The organism is Streptomyces sp. Je 1-79 (assembly GCF_025195125.1).
Classification (GTDB): Bacteria; Actinomycetota; Actinomycetes; order Streptomycetales; family Streptomycetaceae; genus Streptomyces.
In genome coordinates this window covers 15750-37447 of the sequence record NZ_JAMGSL010000002.1, presented here as the reverse complement: position 1 = coordinate 37447, position 21698 = coordinate 15750, and the positions used below count along the sequence as shown (strand labels likewise).

General features: G+C 71.7%; 24 protein-coding genes. 17 read left to right on the top strand and 7 right to left on the bottom strand.

Annotated elements, in window-relative coordinates:
* Positions 1-156: 156 nt before the first annotated feature.
* A complete protein-coding gene (locus M5362_RS03160; RefSeq protein ID WP_260225736.1) occupies positions 157-897 on the bottom strand; it encodes an SDR family NAD(P)-dependent oxidoreductase in 741 nt (246 codons plus the stop codon).
* Positions 898-1076: 179 nt separating this feature from the next.
* Between M5362_RS03160 and M5362_RS03155 the strand changes: the two genes are divergently transcribed.
* The 3 genes from M5362_RS03155 to M5362_RS03145 all read left to right on the top strand — a co-directional run bounded on the left by M5362_RS03155 (position 1077) and on the right by M5362_RS03145 (position 3144).
* Complete coding sequence (locus M5362_RS03155; protein ID WP_260225735.1) at positions 1077-1688, top strand: dihydrofolate reductase family protein; 612 nt, start codon at positions 1077-1079, stop codon at positions 1686-1688.
* Positions 1689-1795: 107 nt separating this feature from the next.
* The gene (locus M5362_RS03150; protein WP_260225734.1) at positions 1796-2761 is read left to right on the top strand and encodes a DMT family transporter; all 966 of its coding nucleotides are present in this window, start codon (positions 1796-1798) and stop codon (positions 2759-2761) included.
* Between the two features lie 11 nt (positions 2762-2772).
* Entirely contained in the window at positions 2773-3144 is a 372-nt protein-coding gene (locus M5362_RS03145) for a hypothetical protein (protein WP_260225733.1), read from the top strand.
* A 60-nt stretch (positions 3145-3204) separates the two neighbouring features.
* Here the strand turns inward: M5362_RS03145 and M5362_RS03140 are convergent, their stop codons facing one another.
* On the bottom strand, positions 3205-4089 hold the full coding sequence (locus tag M5362_RS03140) for an NAD(P)-dependent oxidoreductase (RefSeq protein ID WP_260225732.1): 885 nt from the start codon (positions 4087-4089) through the stop codon (positions 3205-3207).
* A gap of 49 nt (positions 4090-4138) precedes the next feature.
* Between M5362_RS03140 and M5362_RS03135 the strand changes: the two genes are divergently transcribed.
* Entirely contained in the window at positions 4139-4546 is a 408-nt protein-coding gene (locus tag M5362_RS03135) for a MerR family transcriptional regulator (RefSeq protein WP_260225731.1), read from the top strand.
* A 32-nt stretch (positions 4547-4578) separates the two neighbouring features.
* On the opposite strand, the gene M5362_RS03130 is transcribed toward M5362_RS03135, so the two are convergent.
* Positions 4579-4797 carry a hypothetical protein gene (locus tag M5362_RS03130; RefSeq protein WP_260225730.1) on the bottom strand — a complete coding sequence of 73 codons (219 nt, stop codon included), beginning with the start codon at positions 4795-4797 and terminating at the stop codon, positions 4579-4581.
* Between the two features lie 146 nt (positions 4798-4943).
* Here M5362_RS03130 and M5362_RS03125 point away from each other — a divergent pair, with 146 nt between their 5' ends.
* From M5362_RS03125 to M5362_RS03110, 4 genes are all read left to right on the top strand, one after another.
* Positions 4944-6161, top strand: a complete 1218-nt coding sequence (locus M5362_RS03125) for a sensor histidine kinase (protein ID WP_260225729.1) — start codon at positions 4944-4946, stop codon at positions 6159-6161.
* Complete coding sequence (locus M5362_RS03120; protein ID WP_260225728.1) at positions 6158-6826, top strand: response regulator transcription factor; 669 nt, start codon at positions 6158-6160, stop codon at positions 6824-6826. Before M5362_RS03125 ends, M5362_RS03120 begins: the two co-directional genes overlap by 4 nt.
* A gap of 76 nt (positions 6827-6902) precedes the next feature.
* The gene (locus M5362_RS03115) at positions 6903-8081 is read left to right on the top strand and encodes a cytochrome P450 (protein ID WP_260225727.1); all 1179 of its coding nucleotides are present in this window, start codon (positions 6903-6905) and stop codon (positions 8079-8081) included.
* Between the two features lie 4 nt (positions 8082-8085).
* The gene (locus tag M5362_RS03110) at positions 8086-8526 is read left to right on the top strand and encodes a PaaI family thioesterase (protein ID WP_260225726.1); all 441 of its coding nucleotides are present in this window, start codon (positions 8086-8088) and stop codon (positions 8524-8526) included.
* 66 nt (positions 8527-8592) lie between these two features.
* Here the strand turns inward: M5362_RS03110 and M5362_RS03105 are convergent, their stop codons facing one another.
* Positions 8593-9594 carry a Gfo/Idh/MocA family oxidoreductase gene (locus M5362_RS03105; RefSeq protein ID WP_260225725.1) on the bottom strand — a complete coding sequence of 334 codons (1002 nt, stop codon included), beginning with the start codon at positions 9592-9594 and terminating at the stop codon, positions 8593-8595.
* 143 nt (positions 9595-9737) lie between these two features.
* Between M5362_RS03105 and M5362_RS03100 the strand changes: the two genes are divergently transcribed.
* The 6 genes from M5362_RS03100 (at position 9738) to M5362_RS03075 (ending at position 15193) form a co-directional block, all read left to right on the top strand.
* Positions 9738-10457, top strand: a complete 720-nt coding sequence (locus M5362_RS03100) for a GntR family transcriptional regulator (RefSeq protein ID WP_308354850.1) — start codon at positions 9738-9740, stop codon at positions 10455-10457.
* Positions 10458-10543: 86 nt separating this feature from the next.
* The gene (locus M5362_RS03095; protein ID WP_260225723.1) at positions 10544-11563 is read left to right on the top strand and encodes a sugar ABC transporter substrate-binding protein; all 1020 of its coding nucleotides are present in this window, start codon (positions 10544-10546) and stop codon (positions 11561-11563) included.
* Positions 11560-12609: an ABC transporter permease gene (locus M5362_RS03090; protein ID WP_260225722.1), complete on the top strand. Its 1050-nt coding sequence runs from the start codon at positions 11560-11562 to the stop codon at positions 12607-12609. Before M5362_RS03095 ends, M5362_RS03090 begins: the two co-directional genes overlap by 4 nt.
* Entirely contained in the window at positions 12606-13406 is an 801-nt protein-coding gene (locus M5362_RS03085; protein ID WP_260225721.1) for an ATP-binding cassette domain-containing protein, read from the top strand. The genes M5362_RS03090 and M5362_RS03085 overlap by 4 nt, the downstream gene beginning before the upstream one ends.
* A gap of 36 nt (positions 13407-13442) precedes the next feature.
* On the top strand, positions 13443-14621 hold the full coding sequence (locus M5362_RS03080) for an ROK family glucokinase (RefSeq protein WP_260225720.1): 1179 nt from the start codon (positions 13443-13445) through the stop codon (positions 14619-14621).
* The gene (locus tag M5362_RS03075) at positions 14618-15193 is read left to right on the top strand and encodes a hypothetical protein (protein ID WP_260225719.1); all 576 of its coding nucleotides are present in this window, start codon (positions 14618-14620) and stop codon (positions 15191-15193) included. Before M5362_RS03080 ends, M5362_RS03075 begins: the two co-directional genes overlap by 4 nt.
* Positions 15194-15379: 186 nt before the next feature.
* On the opposite strand, the gene M5362_RS03070 is transcribed toward M5362_RS03075, so the two are convergent.
* Both M5362_RS03070 and M5362_RS03065 read right to left on the bottom strand, forming a co-directional pair.
* A complete protein-coding gene (locus M5362_RS03070) occupies positions 15380-16414 on the bottom strand; it encodes an aldo/keto reductase (protein ID WP_260225718.1) in 1035 nt (344 codons plus the stop codon).
* Positions 16415-16455: 41 nt separating this feature from the next.
* Positions 16456-17934 (bottom strand): MFS transporter, encoded by a 1479-nt coding sequence (locus M5362_RS03065; RefSeq protein WP_260225717.1) that lies wholly within the window; start codon positions 17932-17934, stop codon positions 16456-16458.
* A gap of 57 nt (positions 17935-17991) precedes the next feature.
* On the opposite strand from M5362_RS03065, the gene M5362_RS03060 reads away from it, so the two are divergent.
* The 3 genes from M5362_RS03060 to M5362_RS03050 all read left to right on the top strand — a co-directional run bounded on the left by M5362_RS03060 (position 17992) and on the right by M5362_RS03050 (position 20614).
* Positions 17992-18867 (top strand): helix-turn-helix transcriptional regulator, encoded by an 876-nt coding sequence (locus M5362_RS03060; RefSeq protein WP_260225716.1) that lies wholly within the window; start codon positions 17992-17994, stop codon positions 18865-18867.
* Positions 18868-19052: 185 nt separating this feature from the next.
* A complete protein-coding gene (locus tag M5362_RS03055) occupies positions 19053-19571 on the top strand; it encodes a cupin domain-containing protein (RefSeq protein ID WP_260225715.1) in 519 nt (172 codons plus the stop codon).
* Positions 19571-20614 (top strand): 3-oxoacyl-[acyl-carrier-protein] synthase III C-terminal domain-containing protein, encoded by a 1044-nt coding sequence (locus M5362_RS03050; RefSeq protein WP_260225714.1) that lies wholly within the window; start codon positions 19571-19573, stop codon positions 20612-20614. Before M5362_RS03055 ends, M5362_RS03050 begins: the two co-directional genes overlap by 1 nt.
* A 125-nt stretch (positions 20615-20739) precedes the next feature.
* Here the strand turns inward: M5362_RS03050 and M5362_RS03045 are convergent, their stop codons facing one another.
* A complete protein-coding gene (locus tag M5362_RS03045) occupies positions 20740-21597 on the bottom strand; it encodes an AfsR/SARP family transcriptional regulator (protein WP_260225713.1) in 858 nt (285 codons plus the stop codon).
* Between the last annotated feature and the right edge of the window lie 101 nt (positions 21598-21698).

The following is a 21698-nucleotide window of genomic DNA, read 5'->3' as shown; positions in this document are numbered from 1 at the left end:
CCTCCTCTTTCGGGGCTCGGTTCGCCTCCGGGCGCCTGTGCCGGGCTCACGACCCCGACCGTGCTCGCCTCCCTCGTTCCTCGGGAGGCTCCGCGCGCTCGGGGTCGTTCCCCCGGCGCGCCCTTCGGCTCACTCGCCGGCGCCCTCGTATCGGCTCTACGCCGCGTGGCCGCCGTCCACCGAGAATTCCGCGCCCGTCACGTACGCCGCGCCCGGGCCCGACAGGAACGCCACCGTCGCGGCGACCTCGGACGGGGTGCCGAAGCGGCCCAGGGCTGTCAGGGACGCCTGGTCCGACGCGTACGGGCCGTCCGCCGGGTTCATGTCGGTGTCGACGGGGCCCGGGTGGACGATGTTCGCGGTGATGCCACGCCCGCCCAGCTCCCGCGCGAGCGCCTTGTTCAGCCCGATCAGCGCCGCCTTGCTCATCGCGTAGAGCGTCCCGCCCGGCCCCGGGACGCGCGCCGTCATGCACGAGCCGATCGTGATGATCCGCCCGCCCCGGTCCATCCGCGCGGCCGCCGCCTGCGCGGCGAGGAAGGCCCCCCGTACGTTCACCGCCAGGACCCGGTCGACGTCGGCCAGGGCCAGCGACTCCAGTGGGGCGACCACCCCGACGCCGGCGTTGTTGACCAGCACGTCGAGCCGGCCGAGGGCGTCGGCCGCCCACTCCACCGCGCCCGCCGCGTCCCCGGCGTCCGCCGCGTCGGCCCGCAGGGGCAGCGCCGTGCGCCCGGTCGCCTCGATCCGCGCCGCGACCTCCTTCGCCCGCTCCTCGCCGGCCACGTAGGTGAAGGCCACGTCCGCGCCCTCCTGGGCCAGCCGCAGCGCCGTCGCGGCGCCGATCCCCCGGCTGCCGCCCGTCACCAGGACCGCCTTGCCGTTCATCGTGGACATCCCGAACCTCCGTAAGGAAAAACGCTGAGTGGTTGCGGGTTCAATCAAAGTCGGCGGCTCCTCGCGGTGCTGGCGGCAATCGGACACGGAGATCACCCGATGACTTTCGCCGAGCGGTGGAGTCGGAGCTTGTGAGACACGATGGACCGGGGGATCCCGGTCGAAGCGAAAGGCACATCATGGGCAAGCTCTCCCTCACCCAGTTCGTGACCCTCGACGGCGTCTACCAGGCACCCGGCGGGCCCGACGAGGACCGCAGCGGCGGCTTCGAGCACGGCGGGTGGTCCGTCCCGTACGGGGACGGGGACTTCGGCACCTTCGTCGAGGGGGTCTTCCGACGGCCCGCCGCCTTTCTGCTCGGGCGCCGCACCTACGACATCTTCGCGGGCTACTGGCCGAAGCAGACCGACGCCTCCCACCTCATCGCGTCGAAGCTCAACTCCCTCCCCAAGTACGTCGTCTCCACGACCCTCGACACGGCCGACTGGGCGGGCACCACCGTCCTCGGCGGCGACGCCGTCACGGAGGTCTCGGCGCTCAAGGAGCGCGTCGACGGCGAGCTGCAGATGCACGGCAGCGGCGGCCTCGCCCGGACCCTGCTGGCGGCCGGCCTCATCGACACGATCCACCTGCTCGTCTTCCCCGTCGTCCTCGGCACGGGCCTGCGGCTCTTCGGCGACGGCGCCCGGCCCAGCGCCTTCCGCAACGTCGGGGGCAGGACCACGTCCTCGGGCATCTCCATCAACACGTACGAACTGGCGGGCAGCCCCACGTACGGCTCCTACGCCTAGGGAAACGGAAACATGTAGCCGCCACCGGTCTCTCCGGGTACGGTGATCGTCCCGCGTGCGAGCCGCCGAAGCCTCCACCTCGTCCGACGTGTTGGAGCAGGCCCACGATGTCCTCGATCGCCGCTTCCGTACCCCTCCCCGCCCCGCGCCGAGCCTGGCTCACCGACCTGCCGGTCCTCCTCGTGGCCGTCGTCTGGGGAGCCAGCTATCTCGCGGCCAAGGGCATCACCACCACGCACACCGTCGTGGCCGTCCTGGTCCTGCGGTTCGCCGTCGTCCTGCCCGCCCTCGCCGTCGCCGGGTGGCGGGGGCTGCGGGCGCTGAACGCGGCCCAGTGGCGGGGCGCGGGCATCCTCGGACTGATCCTCAGCGGGATCTTCCTCCTGGAGACCTACGGCGTCGTCCACACCTCCGCCACCAACGCCGGCCTGATCATCAGCCTCACCATGATCCTCACGCCGCTCGCCGAGGCCGCCGTCACCCGGACCCGCCCCCAAGCTCTCGGTCCCGCCCGAGCAGGGGGGACCCCCATGCCCCGCGCCTTCCTGGCCGCCGCCGGGCTCTCGGTCACCGGCGTGGTACTTCTGACCCAGGGCGGCGGCTTCACCGCGCCGTCCCTCGGCGATCTGCTGATGCTCCTCGCCGCCGTCGCGCGGACCGTGCACGTCCTGGCGATGTCCCGGATCAGGGCGGTCCGGAGCGCCGACTCGCTCTCCCTCACCACCGTCCAACTCGGCTCCGCCGTGGCCGTCTTCGCTCTCCTCGCCACGCTCCCCGGCACCGGCGCGTCCCCCTGGTCCGTGGCGCTCGACTTCGGCCCGCGCGAATGGGCCGGGCTGCTCTTCCTCTCCGTCTTCTGCACGCTCTTCGCCTTCTTCGTGCAGATGTGGGCCGTCCGCCGCACCTCCCCGTCCCGGGTCAGCCTCCTGCTCGGTACGGAACCGCTGTGGGCCGCCGCCGCGGGGATCGCGATCGCCGGCGACCGCCCCGGAGTGCTCGGCATCGCGGGCGCCATCCTGGTCCTGGCGGGGACGAGTTGGGGCCGCCGCGCCGCCGACGAGAGCGCCCGGTAGGTTCTTGCCCCATGCGTTCACTGCCTTACGACATAGAATTCCGCACCCGCGCCCGGCGTACCCAGGGCTGGGGACTCGGGCTGCTGACCCTCGCCGGACTGATGTGGATCTGGCTCGCGGTGCTGATCTTCGCGCCGTACGAGGCCGGTGACTACCGCGACACCGACGAGTGCAAGTCCCGCTGGACCACCCACAACCTGCACAACGGCAGCAGTGACTGCGTCGCCGAACGCGACTGGCCCGAGCTCCTCGCCGTCCTCGGAGGATCCATGCCCCTCGCCGTCGTCGGGGCCGTCCTCTACACCAGCGGCTCCGTCTCGAACCGGATGGCCGAGCACCTCGCCGAGGTCACCCGCCTCAACGAGGCGAGCACCCCGCGCTGAGCTGCCCCGAGGTCCGGCCGCCCTCCTCGCGGTGCCCCAGGCCCACCGCCCGGGGGCGGCTCAGGCCTCGCGCGGTGTGCTGAACTCCTCGATCAACACGGGGTACTGCTCCCCGCCGTGTCCCGCGGCGATCGCCCGGTCGGCCATCGCCTTCATCAGCTTCGGCAGTTCGGCGTTCACGCCGACCGCCTCGCTCTCCTCGATCAGGTGGACCATCGCCCGCGCGTCGGTCTCCAGCGCCGACACCTCCGCCGGGAAGGCGCCGCGGTCGATCTGCTCGGCGTACCCGGGCAGCCACTCGGCCACCCCGGCGGCGATCTGCCGCGCGAACGGCGCGTACGTCGCGGCGTCGACGCCGGCCGTCCTGAGCAGCGCCGTGCCCTGGAGCCAGGCGTTCAGGACGCTCCACATCATGGCCAGGCCGGCGACGTCGTACAGGGACGCCAGGCCGGGGTCCGCCCCGAGATGGGTGACGGTGCCGAGCGCGCCGAGGGCGGACTCGTGCTCCTCGAAGTACGCCCGCGGTCCGCTGTGCAGGATCACCGCGTCGGCGGTCCCGATCCCGGACGGGACGGCCATGACGGCGCCGTCCAGGTAGCGGGCGCCGCGCTGCTCGGCCCACCGGGCGGTCTCCCGGGCCTGGGTCGAGTCGCCCGAGGTCAGGTTGACCACCGTGGTGCCGGCCGGCAGGACGCCGGCCGCGCCGAGCAGTTCGCGTACGGCCTCGTAGTCGGTGACGCAGACGACGACCAGGGATCCCGCCGCGACCGCGTCGCCCACCGTGAGCGCGAGCCGGGCTCCCTGGGCCACGAGGCGGTCGGCCTTGGAGGCCGTACGGTTCCACACGGTCGTGGGGTGCCCGGCCTCGAGGAACGCGCCGGCGAGCGCCTGGCCCATCAGGCCGAGTCCGATGACTGTCACAGGGGTGTCTGTTGCGTTGCTCATGGCAGCATCGTCAACGTTGATACCGGTATGAAGGTCAAGCGAGGTCGCGATGCGGATCGGGGAACTGAGCCGGCGGACGGGCGTCAACGCCCATCAGTTGCGCTACTACGAGGCCCAGGGCCTGCTGGAGGCGGACCGGAGCGCCAACGGCTATCGCGAGTACGGCGAGGCCGCGGTGTTACGGGTGAAGCAGATCCGGCACCTGCTGGGCGCCGGACTCTCCTCCGAGGACATCGCGTACCTGCTGCCCTGCGCGGTCGGAGAGGCCCCTGAGCTGGCCGGCTGTCCCGAGCTGCTGGCCGCGATGAGGTCACGGCTGCGGCGGCTGGACGAGCAGATGGACCGTCTCGCGCGCTCCCGCGCGGCCCTCGTCGACTACATCGACGTGGCTGAGCGCGTGGGCGGAGAGCGCTATCCGCCCTTCGACGGCTCCGGCCGGGAACCCGTCCCCGCCTGAGCGTCCGGCGCCGACGTCCCGACCCGTACGGCCTACGTACGACGCCTGGCGTCCGCGATCATGACGATCGCGAACCCCACCACCGCGATGGCCACGTTCGCCATCAGCTCGCGGCCGTCGAGGAACCAGACGTTCTCCGTCAGGAACCGGGTGTACCCCAGGAACGGGAACCAGCCCGTCAGCTCCCGCACCACCCCCGAGATCCCGCCGAGCAGCACGATGACACCGACGATCTCCAGAAACTTCTTCATGGACCGATCATGGTTCCGGCCGGTCCGGGCCCGCGTCCGCCCGAGGGACAGAGCCGCTGCTACCGAAGTCGCCTTCCGTGCGACTTTGGTAGCGTCCGGTCCCTTCAGCCCGGCCGCACGCCCCTGACGTGCGTACTTTGGTGGGTATGACACGTACGGACCCCCACGCCTGGCTGCTGCCCTCGGCCATGGCCGATCCCACGGCCACCGGTGCGTCCGGGCGCAGGCCGCGGCGGACCGTACGGGACTGGGTCGTCGACAGCGTTCTCTTCCTCTGCGCCGTCTTCGTCGGCCTCCTCGCCGCCGAGACCAGCGACCAGTACAACAGCGAGACCGTCGCCTTCCTCGACCAGGTCGTCGGCGCCGTCGCCTGCTGCGCGCTCTGGCTGCGCCGCCGATGGCCCGTCGGCCTCGCCGTCGCGCTCTCCCTCGTCAGCGTGGTCGCGCCCGTCGCGGGCGGCGCCTTCCTCGTGAGTCTGTTCAGCGTCGCCGTCCGGCGGCCCTTCCGCGAGATCGCCTGGATCGGCGCGCTGGCCTTCGTCTGTTCCGTCGCCCAGGTCTTCGTACGGCCCGACCCCGCCACCGGTACCGTCCTCGGGATCGCCATCGGCTTCATCCTCATCCTGCTGATGACCGCCTGGGGCATGCTCGTGCGCTCCCGGCGCCAGCTCGTCGAGGCCCTGCGCGAGCGCGCCCGGCGCGCCGAGGCGGAGGCCGAGCTGCGCGCCGAGCAGGCGCAGCGGCTCGCCCGCGAGGCCATCGCCCGCGAGATGCACGACGTCCTCGCCCACCGCCTGACCCTGCTCAGCGTGCACGCCGGAGCGCTGGAGTTCCGCCCCGACGCCCCGCCCGCGCAGGTCGCCCGCGCCGCCGGAGTCATCCGGGACAGCGCCCACGAGGCGCTCCAGGACCTCCGGCAGATCATCGGCGTCCTGCGCGCCCCCGGCGAGGGGCCGGACGGCGACCGGCCGCAGCCCACCCTCGCCACCCTCGACGCGCTGGTGGCCGAGTCCCGCGCGGCCGGGACCAAGGTCGTCCTCGACTCCACGATCGACGACCCGGAGGCGGTCCCCGCGGCCACCGGCCGGACCGTCTACCGCATCGCGCAGGAGGGTCTCACCAACGCCCGTAAGCACGCCCCGGGAGCCGAGGTCACCCTGACCGTGCGCGGCCTTCCCGGTGACGGACTGACCGTCGACATCCGCAACCCGGCCCCCACCGGGCCCGTCCCGCACGTCCCCGGCTCCGGCCAGGGACTCATCGGCCTCACCGAGCGGGCCACCCTCGCGGGCGGGCGTCTGGACCACGGCCCGGCCCCCGACGGCGGATTCGCCCTGCACGCCTGGCTACCGTGGCCCTCATGACCATTCGGCTGCTCATCGTCGACGACGACCCCCTGGTCCGCGCGGGCCTCACCCTCATGCTCGGCGGCGCCGACGACATCGACATCGTCGGGGAGGGCACCGACGGCAGGGACGTCCCCGAACTCGTCGCCCGCCTCGCCCCCGACGTCGTCCTCATGGACATCCGGATGCCGTACGTCGACGGCCTCACCGCCACCGAAGACCTGCGCGCCCGGCCCGACGCCCCCGAGGTCGTCGTGCTGACCACCTTCCACGCCGACGAACAGGTCCTGCGCGCCCTGCGCGCCGGCGCGGCCGGCTTCGTCCTCAAGGACACCCCGCCCGCCGAGATCGTCGCCGCGGTGCGCCGCGTCGCCTCCGGCGACCCGGTGCTCTCCCCGGCGGTCACCCGCCAGCTGATGAGCCATGTGGCGGGCGCGCCGGAACAGTCGCGGAGCACGACCGCGGCGGGCCGGATCGCCGAACTCGCCCAGCGCGAACGCGAGGTCGCCGTCGCCGTCGGCCGCGGCCACTCCAACGCCGAGATCGCCGCCGCCCTCTACATGAGCGTGCCGACCGTCAAGACCCACGTCTCGCGCATTCTCGCCAAACTCGACCTCAACAACCGTGTCCAGATCGCCCTCCTGGTCCACGACGCGGGCCTCCTCGACGACGGTGACACCTAGGGGATGTCTGTGGCTTGCGGGGCGATTGTCGGACACGGCCTGGGGCTCGACCCGGGGCGACGCCTAGGCTGAGGCGATGGCGACCATCGAACCGGGGGAGTGGGGCGCGGACTTCACCGCGAATCCGTACCCCTACTACGCGAAGCTCCGCGAGAGCGGACCCGTCCACCACGTCCGTATGCCCGACGGCTGGGAGTTCTGGCTCGTCGTCGGCCACGAGGAGGGGCGGGCGGCCCTCACCGATCCCCGCCTGGTGAAGTCGCCGTCCGTCGTCGGCGTCACCCCGGTCGACGAAGAGGTCATCGGCCCCAACCTCCTCGCCGTGGACCCGCCGGACCACAGCCGGCTGCGCAAGCTCGTGGCGAAGGAGTTCACCGGGCGCCGGGTGGAGGCCCTGCGGCCCCGCGTCCAGGAGCTCGCCGACGAACTCGTCGACGCGATGGAACCGGCCGGCCGCGCCGATCTCGTGGACGCCTTCGCCTTCCCGCTGCCCATCACCGTCATCTGCGAGCTCCTCGGCGTCCCGGCGGCCGACCGCGACTCCTTCCGCCGCTGGTCCAACGAGCTGGTCGCGCCGACCGGCGGAACGCCCGAGCGCGAGGTCGTCGAGGGCTTCGGCGCCTATCTCGACGACCTCATCGAGGACAAGCGGGCCTCAGGTCCCGCGGACGACCTGCTGTCCGCCCTGATCGCCACCCGCGACGAGGACGGCGACCGGCTCTCCCTGCCCGAACTGCGAGGCATGGCCTACCTGTTGCTCATCGCCGGGCACGAGACCACCGTCGGTCTGATCACCAACACCGTCCGGGCCCTGTTCGCCCACCCCGACCAACTCGCCGACCTCCGTGCCGACTTCGGTCTGCTCGACGGGGCGATCGAGGAAGGGCTGCGGTACGACGGGCCGGTGGAGACCAGCACCTTCCGTATCGCCAGGGAGGCGACCACCGTCGGGGACACCGCCATCCCGGCCCACGCGCCCGTCTTCGTCTCCCTCGCGGGGTCCGACCGCGACCCGACGCGCTTCCCCGAGCCGGACCGCTTCGACATCCGCCGCGAACCGCGCGGCCATCTGGCCTTCGGCCACGGCATCCACTACTGCCTCGGCGCGCCCCTCGCCCGCCTGGAGGGCACCATCGCCATCCGGACCCTGCTGGAGCGCTTCCCGCGGCTGGAACTCGACCCCGAGGGCGCCCCCTGGGAGTGGATGCCCGGCCTCCTCGTCCGCGGCGTACGCCGGCTTCCGGTGCGGTGGTGACCCGATGACCTCCTCCTCACCTCCCCCCACGAACCAGCTCGATCTCGACCTCGCCCGGAAGGTCCTGGACGCCCAGCCGTTCAGCCGGCTCCTCGGTGCCCGGATCACCGCCTTCGGCGATGGCGGGGCCACCCTGGAGGTGGAGCTCCGCGAGGAGCTCCGGCAGCAGAACGGTTTCGCGCACGGCGGGGTGCTCTCCTACGCGGCCGACAACGCGCTCACCTTCGCGGCGGGCACCGCGCTCGGCCCCGCCGTCCTGACCGCCGGTTTCTCCATCCAGTACGTCCGCCCCGCGCGCGGCCGCACGCTTGTCGCCCGCGCGAGCGTGGTCCACGCGGGGCGACGGCAGGCGGTCGTACGGTGCGATCTGCTGGCCGTGGACGACAAGGGCGCCGAGACCCTGTGCGCGGTGGCCCAGGGGACGGTGCTCGCCGCGCACGGCTGAGGCGGCCCCTCGCCGCACACGGCTGGGGGCCTCCTTACCCGCCGCGCGCGGCTGACGCTCAGCCCGTCACGACGGGATCTCGGCGAGTGCGACCGGGCGGTGCTCGCGCCGTGAGCGCTCGCACGCCTCGGCGATCCGGAGCGCCTCCAGCGCCTCGCGGCCGTCGCACGGGTTCGGCGCCTCACCCCGTACGAGACGGACGAACGCGTCCAGCTCGGCCTCGTACGCCGGGGCGAACCGCTCCAGGAAACCGGGCCACGGCTTGACCGGGGCCGGCGGCCCGGCGGTCTCCACCGAGGTGAGCGGGGTCCGGTCGTCGAGGCCGACGGCGATCTGGTCCCGGTCGCCCGCCAGCTCCATCCGTACGTCGTAGCCGGCGCCGTTGCACCGGGTCGCCGTCGCCGTCGCCAGCGTGCCGTCGTCCAGCGTGAGCACCGCGGCCGCCGTGTCCACGTCGCCCGCCTCGCGGAACATCGCGGGGCCGGCGTCCGAGCCGGTGGCGTACACCTCGACGACCTCGCGCCCGGTCACCCATCGCAGTATGTCGGCATCGTGCACCAGGCAGTCCCGGTACAGGCCGCCGGAGAGCGGCAGATACGCGGCGGGCGGCGGGGCCGGGTCCGAGGTCGCCGCCCGTACGGTGTGCAGCCGGCCGAGACGCCCCGACCGGACCGCCTCACGGGCCGCCGCGTACCCGGCGTCGAAGCGGCGCATGAAGCCGAGCTGGAGCTCCGTGCCCGCGGTCTCGACCGCCCGCAGCGCGCCGAGCGTGCCGGGTACGTTCAGTGCGACGGGCTTCTCGCAGAAGGCCGGGAGCCCGGCCCCGGCCGCGCGGGCGATCAGCTCGGCGTGGGCGGCGGTGGCGGAGGCGATGACGACGGCGTCGAGCGCGTGGTCGAGGAGGGCGTCGACGGTGGGTGCCACGGTGGCGCCGAGCGCCCCGCCGACCCGCGCCGCGCGGACGGGGTCGGCGTCCGCCACGACCAGCGACTCCACCTCCGGGTGGCGGGCGAGCACGCCCGCGTGGAAGGCCCCGATACGACCCGTTCCGATCAGTCCGATACGCATGGCCCCAAGGTGGTGCCGGACGGTGAAGCTGTCAAGGATTTGTCAGGACAATCGGACTTCACCACTTCCTGTCATCATCTCCTCGGGCTACGCTCCCGTCCGTGTCCAAGCAGCCGCCGTCCGCCGAGCCGCCACCCCTCTCCGTGGACCGCACCAGCCCGGTCCCGCTCTACTACCAGCTCGCCCGGCAGCTGGAGGCGGCCATCGAGAACGGCGCGCTGGCCCCCGGCAGCCTGCTCGGCAACGAGATCGACCTCGCCACCCGTCTGGGCCTCTCCCGCCCCACCGTCCGCCAGGCCATCCAGTCCCTGGTCGACAAGGGCCTCCTGGTCCGCCGGCGCGGCGTGGGCACCCAGGTCGTGCACAGCCAGGTCCGCCGCCCGCTGGAGCTCAGCAGCCTCTACGACGACCTGGAGGCGGCCGGCCAGCGCCCCGCCACCCGGGTCCTCGTCGACCGCGTCGAACCCGCCACCGCCCGGGTCGCCGCCGCCCTCGGCGTACCGGAGGGCGACGACGTGCGCTACGTGGAGCGGCTGCGCACGGCGCACGACGAGCCCATGGCGTACCTGCGCAACCACCTTCCGGCCGGGCTGCTGGGTCTGGACACGGGGCGGCTGGAGACGACCGGCCTCTACCGGTCGCTGCGCGGTGCCGGTATCACTCTGCACAGCGCCCGGCAGACCGTCGGCGCCCGCGCCGCCACGGCCGCCGAGGCGGCGCTGCTCGCCGAGGAGGAGGGAGCACCGCTGCTCACGATGGAACGCACCACCTTCGACGACACGGGGCGGGCCGTCGAGTTCGGCTCCCACCTCTACCGGGCCTCTCGGTACTCCTTCGAGTTCCAGCTGCTGGTCCGCCCCTGACCCACGGATGCCCCACTGACGATCGCGCGACCCCCATGACCGATACTGCAATGCACGCAGAAGGACACAAAGGAGGGCACGGCCTCGTGACCAGGGTTCGGACAGGAGGGGTACGCGCCGCAGTCGGCGCCGTGCTCGCGGTGGCGCTCACCGCCGCACTCGCGGGGTGCAGCAGCACCGGCGGGAAGCGCGCGGAGGACGCCCGCAAGGCGGCCGCGGCCCAGGGGAAGGCGGCCGTGAACACCCCCCGGTGGACCTTCGCCATGGTGACCCACTCCGGCGACGGCGACACCTTCTGGGACATCGTCCAGAACGGCGCCGAACAGGCCGCCGTCAAGGACAACATCAACTTCCTCTACGCCCACAGCGACGAGGCGCAGCAGCAGGCCCAGCTCGTCGACTCGTACATCGCCAAGGGCGTCGACGGCCTCATCGTCACGCTCGCCAAGCCCGACGCGATGAAGACCGCCGTCGAGAAGGCGGTCAAGGCCGGCATCCCGGTGATCACCGTCAACTCCGGCTCCGAGCAGTCCAAGGCCTACGGCGCGCTCACCCACATCGGCCAGGACGAGACCGTCGCGGGCGAGGCCGTCGGCGAGGAGCTCGACGAGCGCGGCAGGAAGAAGGCGCTGTGCGTCCTGCACGAGCAGGGCAACGTCGGCCACGAGCAGCGCTGCGCCGGGGCGAAGAAGACCTTCGGCGGCGAGCTGCAGAACCTGTACGTCGACGGCACCAACATGCCCGACGTCCAGGCCTCCATCGAGGCCAAGCTCCAGTCCGACCCCTCCATCGACGCCGTCGTGACGCTCGGCGCGCCCTTCGCGGACGCCGCCGTCCAGGCGAAGAAGACCGCGGGCTCCGACGCCGAGGTCGACACCTTCGACCTCAACGCCAAGGTCGCCGCCGGGCTCGCCGCCGGCACCCTCGGCTTCGCCGTGGACCAGCAGCCCTACCTCCAGGGCTACGAGGCCGTCGACCTGCTCTGGCTGTACAAGTACAACGCCGACGTCCTCGGCGGCGGCAGGCCGGTCCTCACCGGCCCCCAGATCATCACCAAGGACGACGCCGAGGCGCTGAAGGGCTACACGGAGCGGGGCACTCGATGAGCGCGACCGCGCCGTCCGACCTCGACCACGTCGACGAGCGGCTGCTGCGCACGTCCCGGCTGAGCAAGCTCCTGGCCCGGCCCGAGCTCGGTTCCGTCGTCGGAGCCGCCGCCGTCTTCGTCTTCTTCTCGATCGTCGCCGACAGCTTCCTGCGCGCCTCCAGCCTCGGCACGGTCTTCTACGCGGCCTCCACCATCGGCATCATGGCGGTGCCCGTCGCGCTGCTGATGATCGGCGGCGAGTTCGACCTCTCGGCCGGCGTGATGGTCACCACCTCGGCGCTGGTCTCGTCGATGTTCAGCTACCAGATGACCGCGAACGTCTGGGTCGGCGTCGGCGTCTCGCTCCTGGTCACCCTTGCCATCGGCGCCTTCAACGGGGTCATGCTGACCCGGACCAGGCTGCCGAGCTTCATCATCACCCTCGGCACCTTCCTCATGCTGACCGGACTGAACCTCGGCTTCACCAAGCTGATCAGCGGCACGGTCTCCACCAAGTCGATCGCCGACATGGAGGGTTTCCCCTCCGCCAGGAAGCTCTTCGCCTCCCAGCTGACCATCGGCGGGGTCGACCTCAAGGTCACCATCCTGTGGTGGATCGGCCTGGTCGCGGTCGCCACCTGGATCCTGCTCCGCACCCGCTTCGGCAACTGGATCTTCGCCGTCGGCGGCGGGGCCGACGCGGCCAGGGCGGTCGGCGTCCCGGTCGCCAGGACCAGGATCGGCCTCTACATGGGCGTGGCCTTCTGCGCCTGGATCTCCGGCCAGCACCTGCTCTTCTCCTTCGACGTCGTCCAGTCCGGGGAAGGCGTCGGGAACGAGCTGATCTACATCATCGCGGCCGTCATCGGCGGCTGTCTGATCACCGGTGGCTACGGCTCCGCCATCGGCTCGGCGGTCGGCGCGTTCATCTTCGGCATGACCAGCAAGGGCATCGTCTACGCGGAGTGGAACCCGGACTGGTTCAAGTTCTTCCTGGGAGCGATGCTCCTGCTGGCGACCCTGCTGAACGCCTGGATCCGCAGGCGTGTGGAGGCAACCAAATGACCACCCCCGAGTCCGCCCCGGCCCTCGTCGAGCTCGACGACGTCAGCAAGTACTACGGCAACATCCGCGCCCTCGAAGGGGTCTCCCTGGAGGTCCACGCGGGCGAGATCACCTGCGTCCTCGGCGACAACGGCGCCGGCAAGTCCACCCTCATCAAGATCATCGCGGGGCTGCACCGGCACGACGCCGGCACGTTCCGGATCGAGGGCGAGGACGTCGCGCTCGCCAGCCCGCGCGAGGCCCTGGACCTCGGCATCGCCACCGTCTACCAGGACCTCGCCGTCGTCCCCCTCATGCCGGTCTGGCGGAACTTCTTCCTCGGCTCCGAGCCCACGAAGGGCGCCGGTCCCTTCAAGCGCCTCGACGTGGAGCTGATGCGGGAGACCACCCGCACCGAGCTGCTGCGCATGGGCATCGACCTGCGCGACGTGGACCAGCCCATCGGCACCCTGTCCGGCGGTGAGCGCCAGTGCGTGGCCATCGCCCGCGCGGTCTACTTCGGCGCCAAGGTCCTCGTCCTGGACGAACCGACCGCCGCCCTCGGCGTCAAGCAGTCCGGCGTGGTCCTGAAGTATGTGGCCGCAGCCCGTGACCAGGGCCTCGGAGTGGTCCTCATCACCCACAACCCGCACCACGCCTATCTCGTCGGCGACCGTTTCGTCCTGCTCAAGCGCGGAGTCATGGCGGGCAGCCACACCAAGGATTCCGTCACCCTGGACGAGTTGACCCGGCAGATGGCGGGCGGCAGCGAGCTGGAGGACCTGCGCCACGAGCTGGAACGCCCGACCCCTTCGTAACGGCCCTCCGACACCGCACCTGGCAGAATCGAGCCGATGAGTACCTACCGCGACCTCGCCCACCGGGGCTCCGCACGGGCCACGGTGCTGCGGACCGTCGGCACCCGGGAGCGGCGCTCCCACCTGACCGCGCCCCGGGTGCCCACCGTCGGCATCGACATCGGCGGTACGAAGGTCATGGCCGGGGTCGTCGACGCGGACGGCACGATCCTGGAGAAGCTCCGTACCGAGACGCCGGACAAGTCCAAGAGCCCCAAGGTCGTCGAGGACACCATCGTCGAACTGGTCCTGGACCTCTCGGACCGGCACGACGTGCACGCCGTCGGCATCGGCGCGGCCGGCTGGGTCGACGCCGACCGCGCCACCGTCCTCTTCGCCCCGCATCTCGCCTGGCGCAACGAGCCGCTGCGCGACGCGCTCCAGTCCCGGCTCGCCGTCCCCGTCATGGTCGACAACGACGCCAACACGGCCGCCTGGGCCGAGTGGCGCTTCGGCGCCGGGCGCGGCGAGGACCACCTCGTCATGATCACGCTCGGCACCGGCATCGGCGGCGCGATCCTGGAGGACGGGCGGGTCAAGCGCGGCAAGTACGGGGTGGCCGGCGAGTTCGGCCATATGCAGGTCGTCCCCGGCGGACACCGCTGCCCCTGCGGCAACCGCGGCTGCTGGGAGCAGTACAGCTCCGGCAACGCCCTGGTCCGCGAGGCCCGCGAGCTGGCCGCCGCCGACTCCCCGGTCGCGTACAACATCATCGAGCGGGTCAAGGGGAACATCCCCGAGATCACCGGCCCGCTCATCACCGAGCTCGCCCGTGAGGGCGACGCCATGTGCGTCGAACTCCTCCAGGACATCGGCCAGTGGCTCGGCGTCGGCATCGCCAACCTCGCCGCCGCCCTCGACCCCTCGTGCTTCGTCATCGGCGGTGGCGTCAGCGCCGCCGACGACCTGCTGATCGGCCCCGCGCGCGACGCCTTCCGGCGCCATCTCACCGGCCGCGGCTACCGCCCCGAGGCCCGGATCGCCAAGGCCCAGCTCGGCCCCGAGGCCGGCATGGTCGGCGCCGCCGATCTGGCCCGGCTCGTCGCCCGCCGCTTCCGCCGCGCCAACCGCCGCCGCGTGGAGCGCTACGAACGGTACGAGCGCTACGCCCAGGCCCTGCGCAACGGCACCGTCCCCCGCACCTCCTCCCGCACCACCCAGGACCCGCCTTCATGACCGTCCCCTCCCCGACCACCTCTCCCGAACAGGGCACGAAGATGCCGGAGGACCGGCGCCACATGATCCGCCGCCGCTGGCTGACGGCGATCATCATCGTGCTGCTCGTCGGCATCCCCGCCGGCTATCTGGCGATCTCCGCCGGTCAGAGCCGCGACAGCGGCCGCGACAAGGAGCGCGAGTCCTCCGCCACCGGGCTGAGCGACAACTGGCCGTCGCTGATGAAGCGCCGCGTCTTCGAGGTCCCGATCCCCACGGGCAGCACGGACGTCGCCTACTACGAGACGAGCAACTGGAAGACCAGCCGGCTGTACGTCCAGTTCACGACGAGCGCGGGACGGCTCGACGCCTTCCTGAACGAGATCGGCTCCAGCCGCGCCGCGCTGGACCCGGGCGAGGTCACCGTCGGCGAACGCGACGCCGACATCGTCGGCTGGGACTTCTCCGGGGACCAGGTCTGGTCGGGTACCTCCGTCCACCGCGACAAACCGCGCCCCAGCGAGGACATCACCGTCGACCTCAGTGATCCGGCGGCCCCCAAGGTGTACGTGGTGTCCACCACGACGCCCTGACGCCGGCTCTGCCAGGATCGACTCACGACCTGACCGCCGCGCGCCAGGATCCGCTGCCTTGGCGAACAGGCCATGGCCACCCTCAAGGGGCGGCCATGGCCTGCGGAAGTTCCCACCAGTGATCACGTGTTGCGACGACGGCGACCCCTGGAATCACCCAGACCCGCGGGGCCTCGGCTTGCCGCCTCAGTCCTCGTCCGATTCCCGGACACGATCCGCGTCGCAGTAGTCCTGGTGCCAGTACGGGTACGGCAGCGGCGGGGCGCTGACCTCGTCGAGAGCGTCGTGCTCCTCGGGGGTCAGCGACCAGGTCGTCGCGGCCAGGTTGTCGGTGAGCTGGCGTTCGTTGCGGGCGCCGATGACTACCGAGGTGACGCCCTTCCCGTCCAATGCCCAGCGCAGCGCCACCTGGGCCGGGGACACCTCGCGCTCCTGCGCGATCTTGCGCAGGACGTCGACGGTGTCGAAGGTGCGCTCGGGGTCGACGGGCTCGAACCAGCCCACCGCCCGCCGCGTGCCCGGCGGCGGCGTGGCGCCCCGCTCCTGGTGGCCGCTGAGCAGCCCGCCGGCGAGCGGGCTCCACACCATGATGCCCACGCCCTCGGCCTCCGCCATGGGCAGCAGTTCCCACTCGACCTCGCGCGCGGCCAGGCTGTACTGGATCTGGTGCGAGGCGAAGCGCTCGAGCCCGGTCCGCTCGCTGGTGGCGAGGGCGCGGGTGAGCTGCCAGGACGTCAGGTTGGACGCACCGGTGTAGCGGACCTTGCCCGCCCGTACGAGGTCGTCCAGGGCCCGCAGGGTCTCCTCCCACGGGGTGCGGCCGTCCCAGCCGTGCGTCTGGTAGAGGTCGATGTAGTCGGTGCCGAGACGGCGCAGACTGGCCTCCACCGAGCGCACGATGTGGTGCCGGGACAGACCGCGGTCGTTCGGACCGCTGCTGCCGTCGGGCATCTGCCAGCGCACCTTCGTCGCGATGATCACGTCGTCGCGGCGGGTGCCGAGGGCGCCGCCGAGGACCTCCTCGGACTGTCCGGCGGAGTACATGTCGGCGGTGTCGAAGAAGTTGACGCCCGCGTCCATGCTCATGTGGACGAGCCGCCGGGCCTCGATGGTGTTGAGCTGGCCCATGTGCTGGAAGCCGTGGCGGCCGCCGAACGTCATGGTACCGAGGCAGATCTCGGAGACCTGGAGGCCGGTGCGGCCCAGGTAGCGCATGCGCATCTGATTCGTTTCCTCAGTCTCTCAGCGCGTTCGACGGACTCTCAGTGCGCCTCGACGGGGACCTGACGGTCGGTCGCCGGAGCGTCGGTCGCCTCGGCCGCCGCAGTGCGGCCGGGCCTCAGGAAGGCGATGGCGATGAGGCCCGCGAGGAGCAGTGCGCCCGCGGCGATCAGCAGACCGCCCTGTACGCCTTCCAGAACGGCGGAGGCGCCGGTGCCGCCCGCGGAGTCCATACCGGCCGCCGCGACGGTGGCGAGGACCGGGGTGCCGACGGTGACGCCGAGCTGCTGGCCCGTGTAGGCGAGGCCGGTGGCGAGGCCCTGCTCGTTGTCCGGCAGGCCCGAGGTCGCGGTGATCATGTAGCCGACGACGGCGAGGAGGTGGCCGAAGCCGCCGGTGGCGGTGGCGATGAGGAGCAGCGGCATGCCGCTGGTGGTGTCGAGGAAGTAGAGCGCGGCCGTGCTCGCCGCCTGCAGGAGCAGACCGTAGACGAGGGCGCGGTGGACGCCGATCGCGCCGATGATCCGGGCGGCGAAGGCGCCGCCGAGGACGGCCGCGACGCCGAGGGAGGCGAAGGTGAAGCCGGCGTCGAGCGGGCTCATCCCGCGCACCTGCTGCATGTACAGGGTCAGCAGGAACACCATGCCGGTCATCATCGCGAAGGTGATCAGGCCGGTGGTGTTGCCCCAGCTGACGGTGCGGCGGCGCAGCACCTTCAGGTCGACGAGGGGTGCGGTGACCCGCGACTCGATGGCGAAGAAGGCGGCGAGGAGGAGGAGTCCGGCGGCGAGGGAGGCCAGGGTGGTGGTGGAGCTCCAGCCGTTGCGCTCGGCCGAGGTGATGCCGAAGATCACCGAAAGGAGGCCGCCGGTGACGGTGACCGCGCCGAGGAGGTCGAGCCTCGGGGTCTCCTCGTTGCGGCTCTCCTTGATGAGAATCGGGGCGGCGATGGCGGCGACGATGCCGACGGGGACGCTGATGAAGAGCGTCACGCGCCAGCTGGTCAGGTCGGTGATGACACCGCCGAGGACCACGCCCGAGAGGAAGCCGAGCGACAGCAGGGCGCCGTTGATGCCGAGTGCGCGGTCGCGCTGCGAGCCCTCGGAGAAGCTGGTGGTGAGCAGCGACATCGCCGCCGGGGTGAGCATGGCGGCCGCGACGCCCTGGGCGGCGCGGGCCGCGAGCAGGAAGCCGGGCGTGGTGGCGAGACCACCGGCGAGGGAGGCGATCGCGAAGAGGACCATGCCGGCGACGAACCAGTTGCGGCGGCCGTAGAGGTCGGCGGCCCGGCCGAAGAGCAGCAGCAGGCCGCCGGACGGCAGGGCGAACGCGGTGACCACCCACTGGAGGTCGCTCAGCTCGAAGCCGAGGTCCTCACCGAGGACGGGGAGCGCGACACTGAGGATGGAGAAGTCGAGGGCGAGCATGAACTGCGCACCGCACAGGAGGGCGATGATGAGCCACTGGCGGGTGGTGAAGGGCACCTTGCCGGGCGGCTGAGTGACGGAGTCGGGAGTCATGCCAGAAGGCTGGCAAATATCGCCATGGCGTGGGGAGCCCGAACGTATCCTGGGTTCATGACCACCAGCCTCGACGCAGTACGGGAGCCCCGCCGACGCGAGGAGCTCAAGCACTTCCTGCGCGCCCGCCGGGAACGGCTCAGGCCCGAGGACGTGGGTCTTCCTCCCGGTGCGCGCCGACGCACGCCGGGGCTGCGCCGGGAGGAGGTCGCGATGCTGGCCGGTATCGGCGCCTCCTGGTACACGTGGCTCGAACAGGGCCGGGACATCAAGGTGTCGGAGCAGGTCGTGGACTCGATCAGCCGGACGCTGCGGCTGGACGACGTGGAGCGGGACCACCTGTACCGGCTGGTGGGGATGAATCCGCCGCAGCGCACGGCGGACGACCTCGCCGACACGGCGCAGTTGACGGCCCTCGTGGAGGGCTGGATGCCGAGTCCGGCGTATGTGATCGACAGGTGCTGGGACATCGTGGGGCTCAACCGGGCGGCCGCACTGGTCTTCGGGTTCGGCGAGCGGGACACCAACTGCCTGATGTCCTTCTTCACCAATCCGGCGTTCCGGGCGCGCCATCGCTACTGGACGGAGGTCGCGCCCGGTCTGGTATCCGAGTTCCGCAGGGACGCTGCCCGCTACCCGGAGGAGTCGCGGTTCACGTCGATCTCGGGCCGGCTGACGGAGGAGAGCGAGGAGTTCGCGGAGCTGTGGTCGCGGTACGAGATCACGGCGACGAACCAGGGCGTGAAGGCGATCGACCATCCGCGGGCGGGCTTCCTGATCTTCGACCATTCGGTACTGGAGATCCCGGACCGCCCGGGGATCCGGCTGATGCTGCACACGGCGCGGCCCGGTACGGAGACCCGCGAGAAGGTCGTGGAACTGCTGGGGCGGGACGAGCGGAAGGGCAGGATCTCGCTGGTCGAGGCGGGCTGAGCGGCTCGCGCCAGGCCCACCGGAAGACGGCGCCAAGCCCTCCGACGGGCCCGGCCGCAAGGCCCGCAAGAGAACGGCTCAAGGTCGACTCAAGGCCAGCGCAGGAAGTCACGACAGACCTCACTCCAGTGACAATGCTCTGATACATATGACTGCGATCGGTTCCCGTAAGCAGAGGACATCCCGTGGTCAAGAAGAGCAAGCTCGCCGTCGCCGGCACCGTCGCCGCGGTGGCGCTAGGCGCCGGATTCGCCACCCAGCCCGTCGCCCAGGCCGATGTCGCGGCCGACGTCCCCCCGGTCAGCGCGGTGACCCTGAGCCAGGGCGTCACCTCGGCGCCCTTCAAGATCAAGGCGAACGGCGACCGCAAGGTGCTCTACCGCAAGGCGGTCGTGCAGCCGGGCGCCTCCACGGGCTGGCACTACCACGTGGGCGAGGAGATCGCCGTCATCAACTCCGGTACGTTCACCCGGATCGACGGCTCGGACTGCTCGGTCGAGGAGTACCGCGCGGGCGAATCGCTCGTGGAGCCCGTGGGCCCGACGACCGTGCACATGGGCATCAACAAGGGCACCGTGCCGGTCGAGTTGTACGTCGTCGACATCATCCCGACCGCCGCGACCTCGCCCACCACGCTCGCCCCCGACCCGGGCTGCGACATCGACGCGATCACCTCGAAGAACACGAACGCCGGAGCCAAGTAATGCTTCTGCCGCGCCCATTGGGTATCTCGGGCCCCTCGCTCTGGCTGCCCTCGGGCCGGCAGAGCGCGGCCGAGGCGGTCGAACGTGAGCTGGTCGACGCCGAGACCGCCGCCGAACTCGGATACACCGGACTGCCGGTGGCCGAGCAGGCCCCGCCCGAGATGGCGGTCGCGGCCGGCCGCGAGGCACTCTCCGCGGCCGGTGTGGACGCCGACGCCGTGGGCCTCCTGCTGCACGCCTGGATCCACTACCAGGGCCACGACCTGTGGTCCCCCGCGCACTTCGTCGCCGACGGGCTCGGCGCCGACACCGCCGTGCCCGTCGGCGTCCAGCAGGTGTGCAACGGCGGCGCGGCGGCCGTGGAACTGGCCGCCGCCCGGCTCTTCGTCGAGCCCGGCCTCGGCCACGCCCTCATCACCACCGCCGACGCCTTCGTGGAACCCGGCTTCGACCGCTGGAGCGGTGACTACGGCATCGGGTACGGCGACGGGGCCACCGCGCTCGTCCTGCACCACCTGCCGGGAAGCGAGGGCGGCCGGCCGGCCGATCTGATCCTGCACTCCGTCGCCATGGTCGCCGCGTCCCGGCTGGAGCGCATGCACCGCGGGGACGACCCGTTCGGCCCGGCCGCCCGCTCCCTCGGACCGAAGGTCGACATCCGTCGCACCAAGAAGGCGTTCCTCCGGGCGGGGGGCATGGAGGCGTTCACCGAGGCGAGCGCCGCGTCGCTGCGGTCGGCGGTGGAGGCGTGCCTGGCGGGCGCGGGCCTGTCCGCCACGGGCGACGTGCCGCTGCGTTACGTGGTGGCGCCGCGGCTCGGCCGCAAGACCATCGACCTGGCCTACGCGCCGCTGCTGACCGAGCTCACCGGGGCGGAACTGCTGTGGCCCGGCGCCGACACCGGGCACCTGGGAGCCGGCGACGCCGCGGCGAGCCTCGCGGAGCTGCGGACCCGGCGGATGCTGGGCCCCGGCGAGTACGCGCTGGTGGTGAGCGCGGGCGCCGGGTTCACCTGGTCCTGCCTGCTGGTCAGCGGAGCCTGAGGACGTATCCAGGAGTCCGCATACGAAAAGGTCCGCGGGCACGATGCCCGCGGACCCTTCATGCTGCCCGACCGGTCAGGCCGGCCAACGTCCGCCCGGTCCGGCCGGTCCCTATCGGCCGGCGTTCAGCCGATCGCTCGCAGCGCCGGCGTCAGGCTGTGCACCACGCTGCCCATGGTCCGGCGCTCCTGCTGCCGTACGACGGTGGCCCGGTCGGCCGACCTGAGCCGGGGCGTGTCCAGGGACGGCTCGCCGCGCAGGATGTCCTGCTCCAGCTGGACCAGGAACGGCGAGGGCTCCAGGCCCAGCTCCTCCACCAGCCGGGCCCGCAGCCGCCGCATGACGGCGAGCGACTCGGCCCGCCGGCCGCAGCGGTACAGCGCGAGCATCAGGTGCCGGTGGAAGTTCTCGTGGAGCGGGTGGCGGGCGGTGAGCTCGGTGAGCTCCGGAACCAGGGTGTGGTGGGCGCCGCGCTGGAGATCGGCGTAGATCCGGTGCTCCAGCGTGCAGAGGAGGGACTCGTCGAGGTGGACGATCCGGGCGCCGAGCAGTTCCCCGGCCTCCACGTTGACGAGCGCGGGGCCGCGCCACAGCGCCACGGCCTGGTGGAGCAGATCGGAACCCTCGACGAATGCGCCACGCTGGACGGCGGCGTTACCGGCGGCGGTCAACATCTCGTACTCCGCGATGTCGAGCGCGACCCTCCGCATGGACAGCACATAACTACTGCCCTCGGTGATGAGGATTTCTTCTGCGATTTCGGTGACGTTCTTCTTGAGGGCTTCCGCGATGGTACGGCGGACCTGCCCGATATATGTCTGGATTGTTGCGGTGGCAGTTCGGGGAGGGTTGTTCCCCCACAACTCCTGCACAAGCGCATTGACTGATATCGCACTGTCGGCATTGACAGCGAGCAGAGCAAGCAGACGACGCGGCTTGGGTGCCAGAACGACCGGCTCCAGGTCATCGTTTAATACGGTCATCGGTCCCAGGACGTGAATCTGCACCATTCCCCCTTATTGGTACATCCATCCCGCCTTGCGGCGAAATGGTCAAACCCTTCGTTCCCCGCGCAGGTACGTGC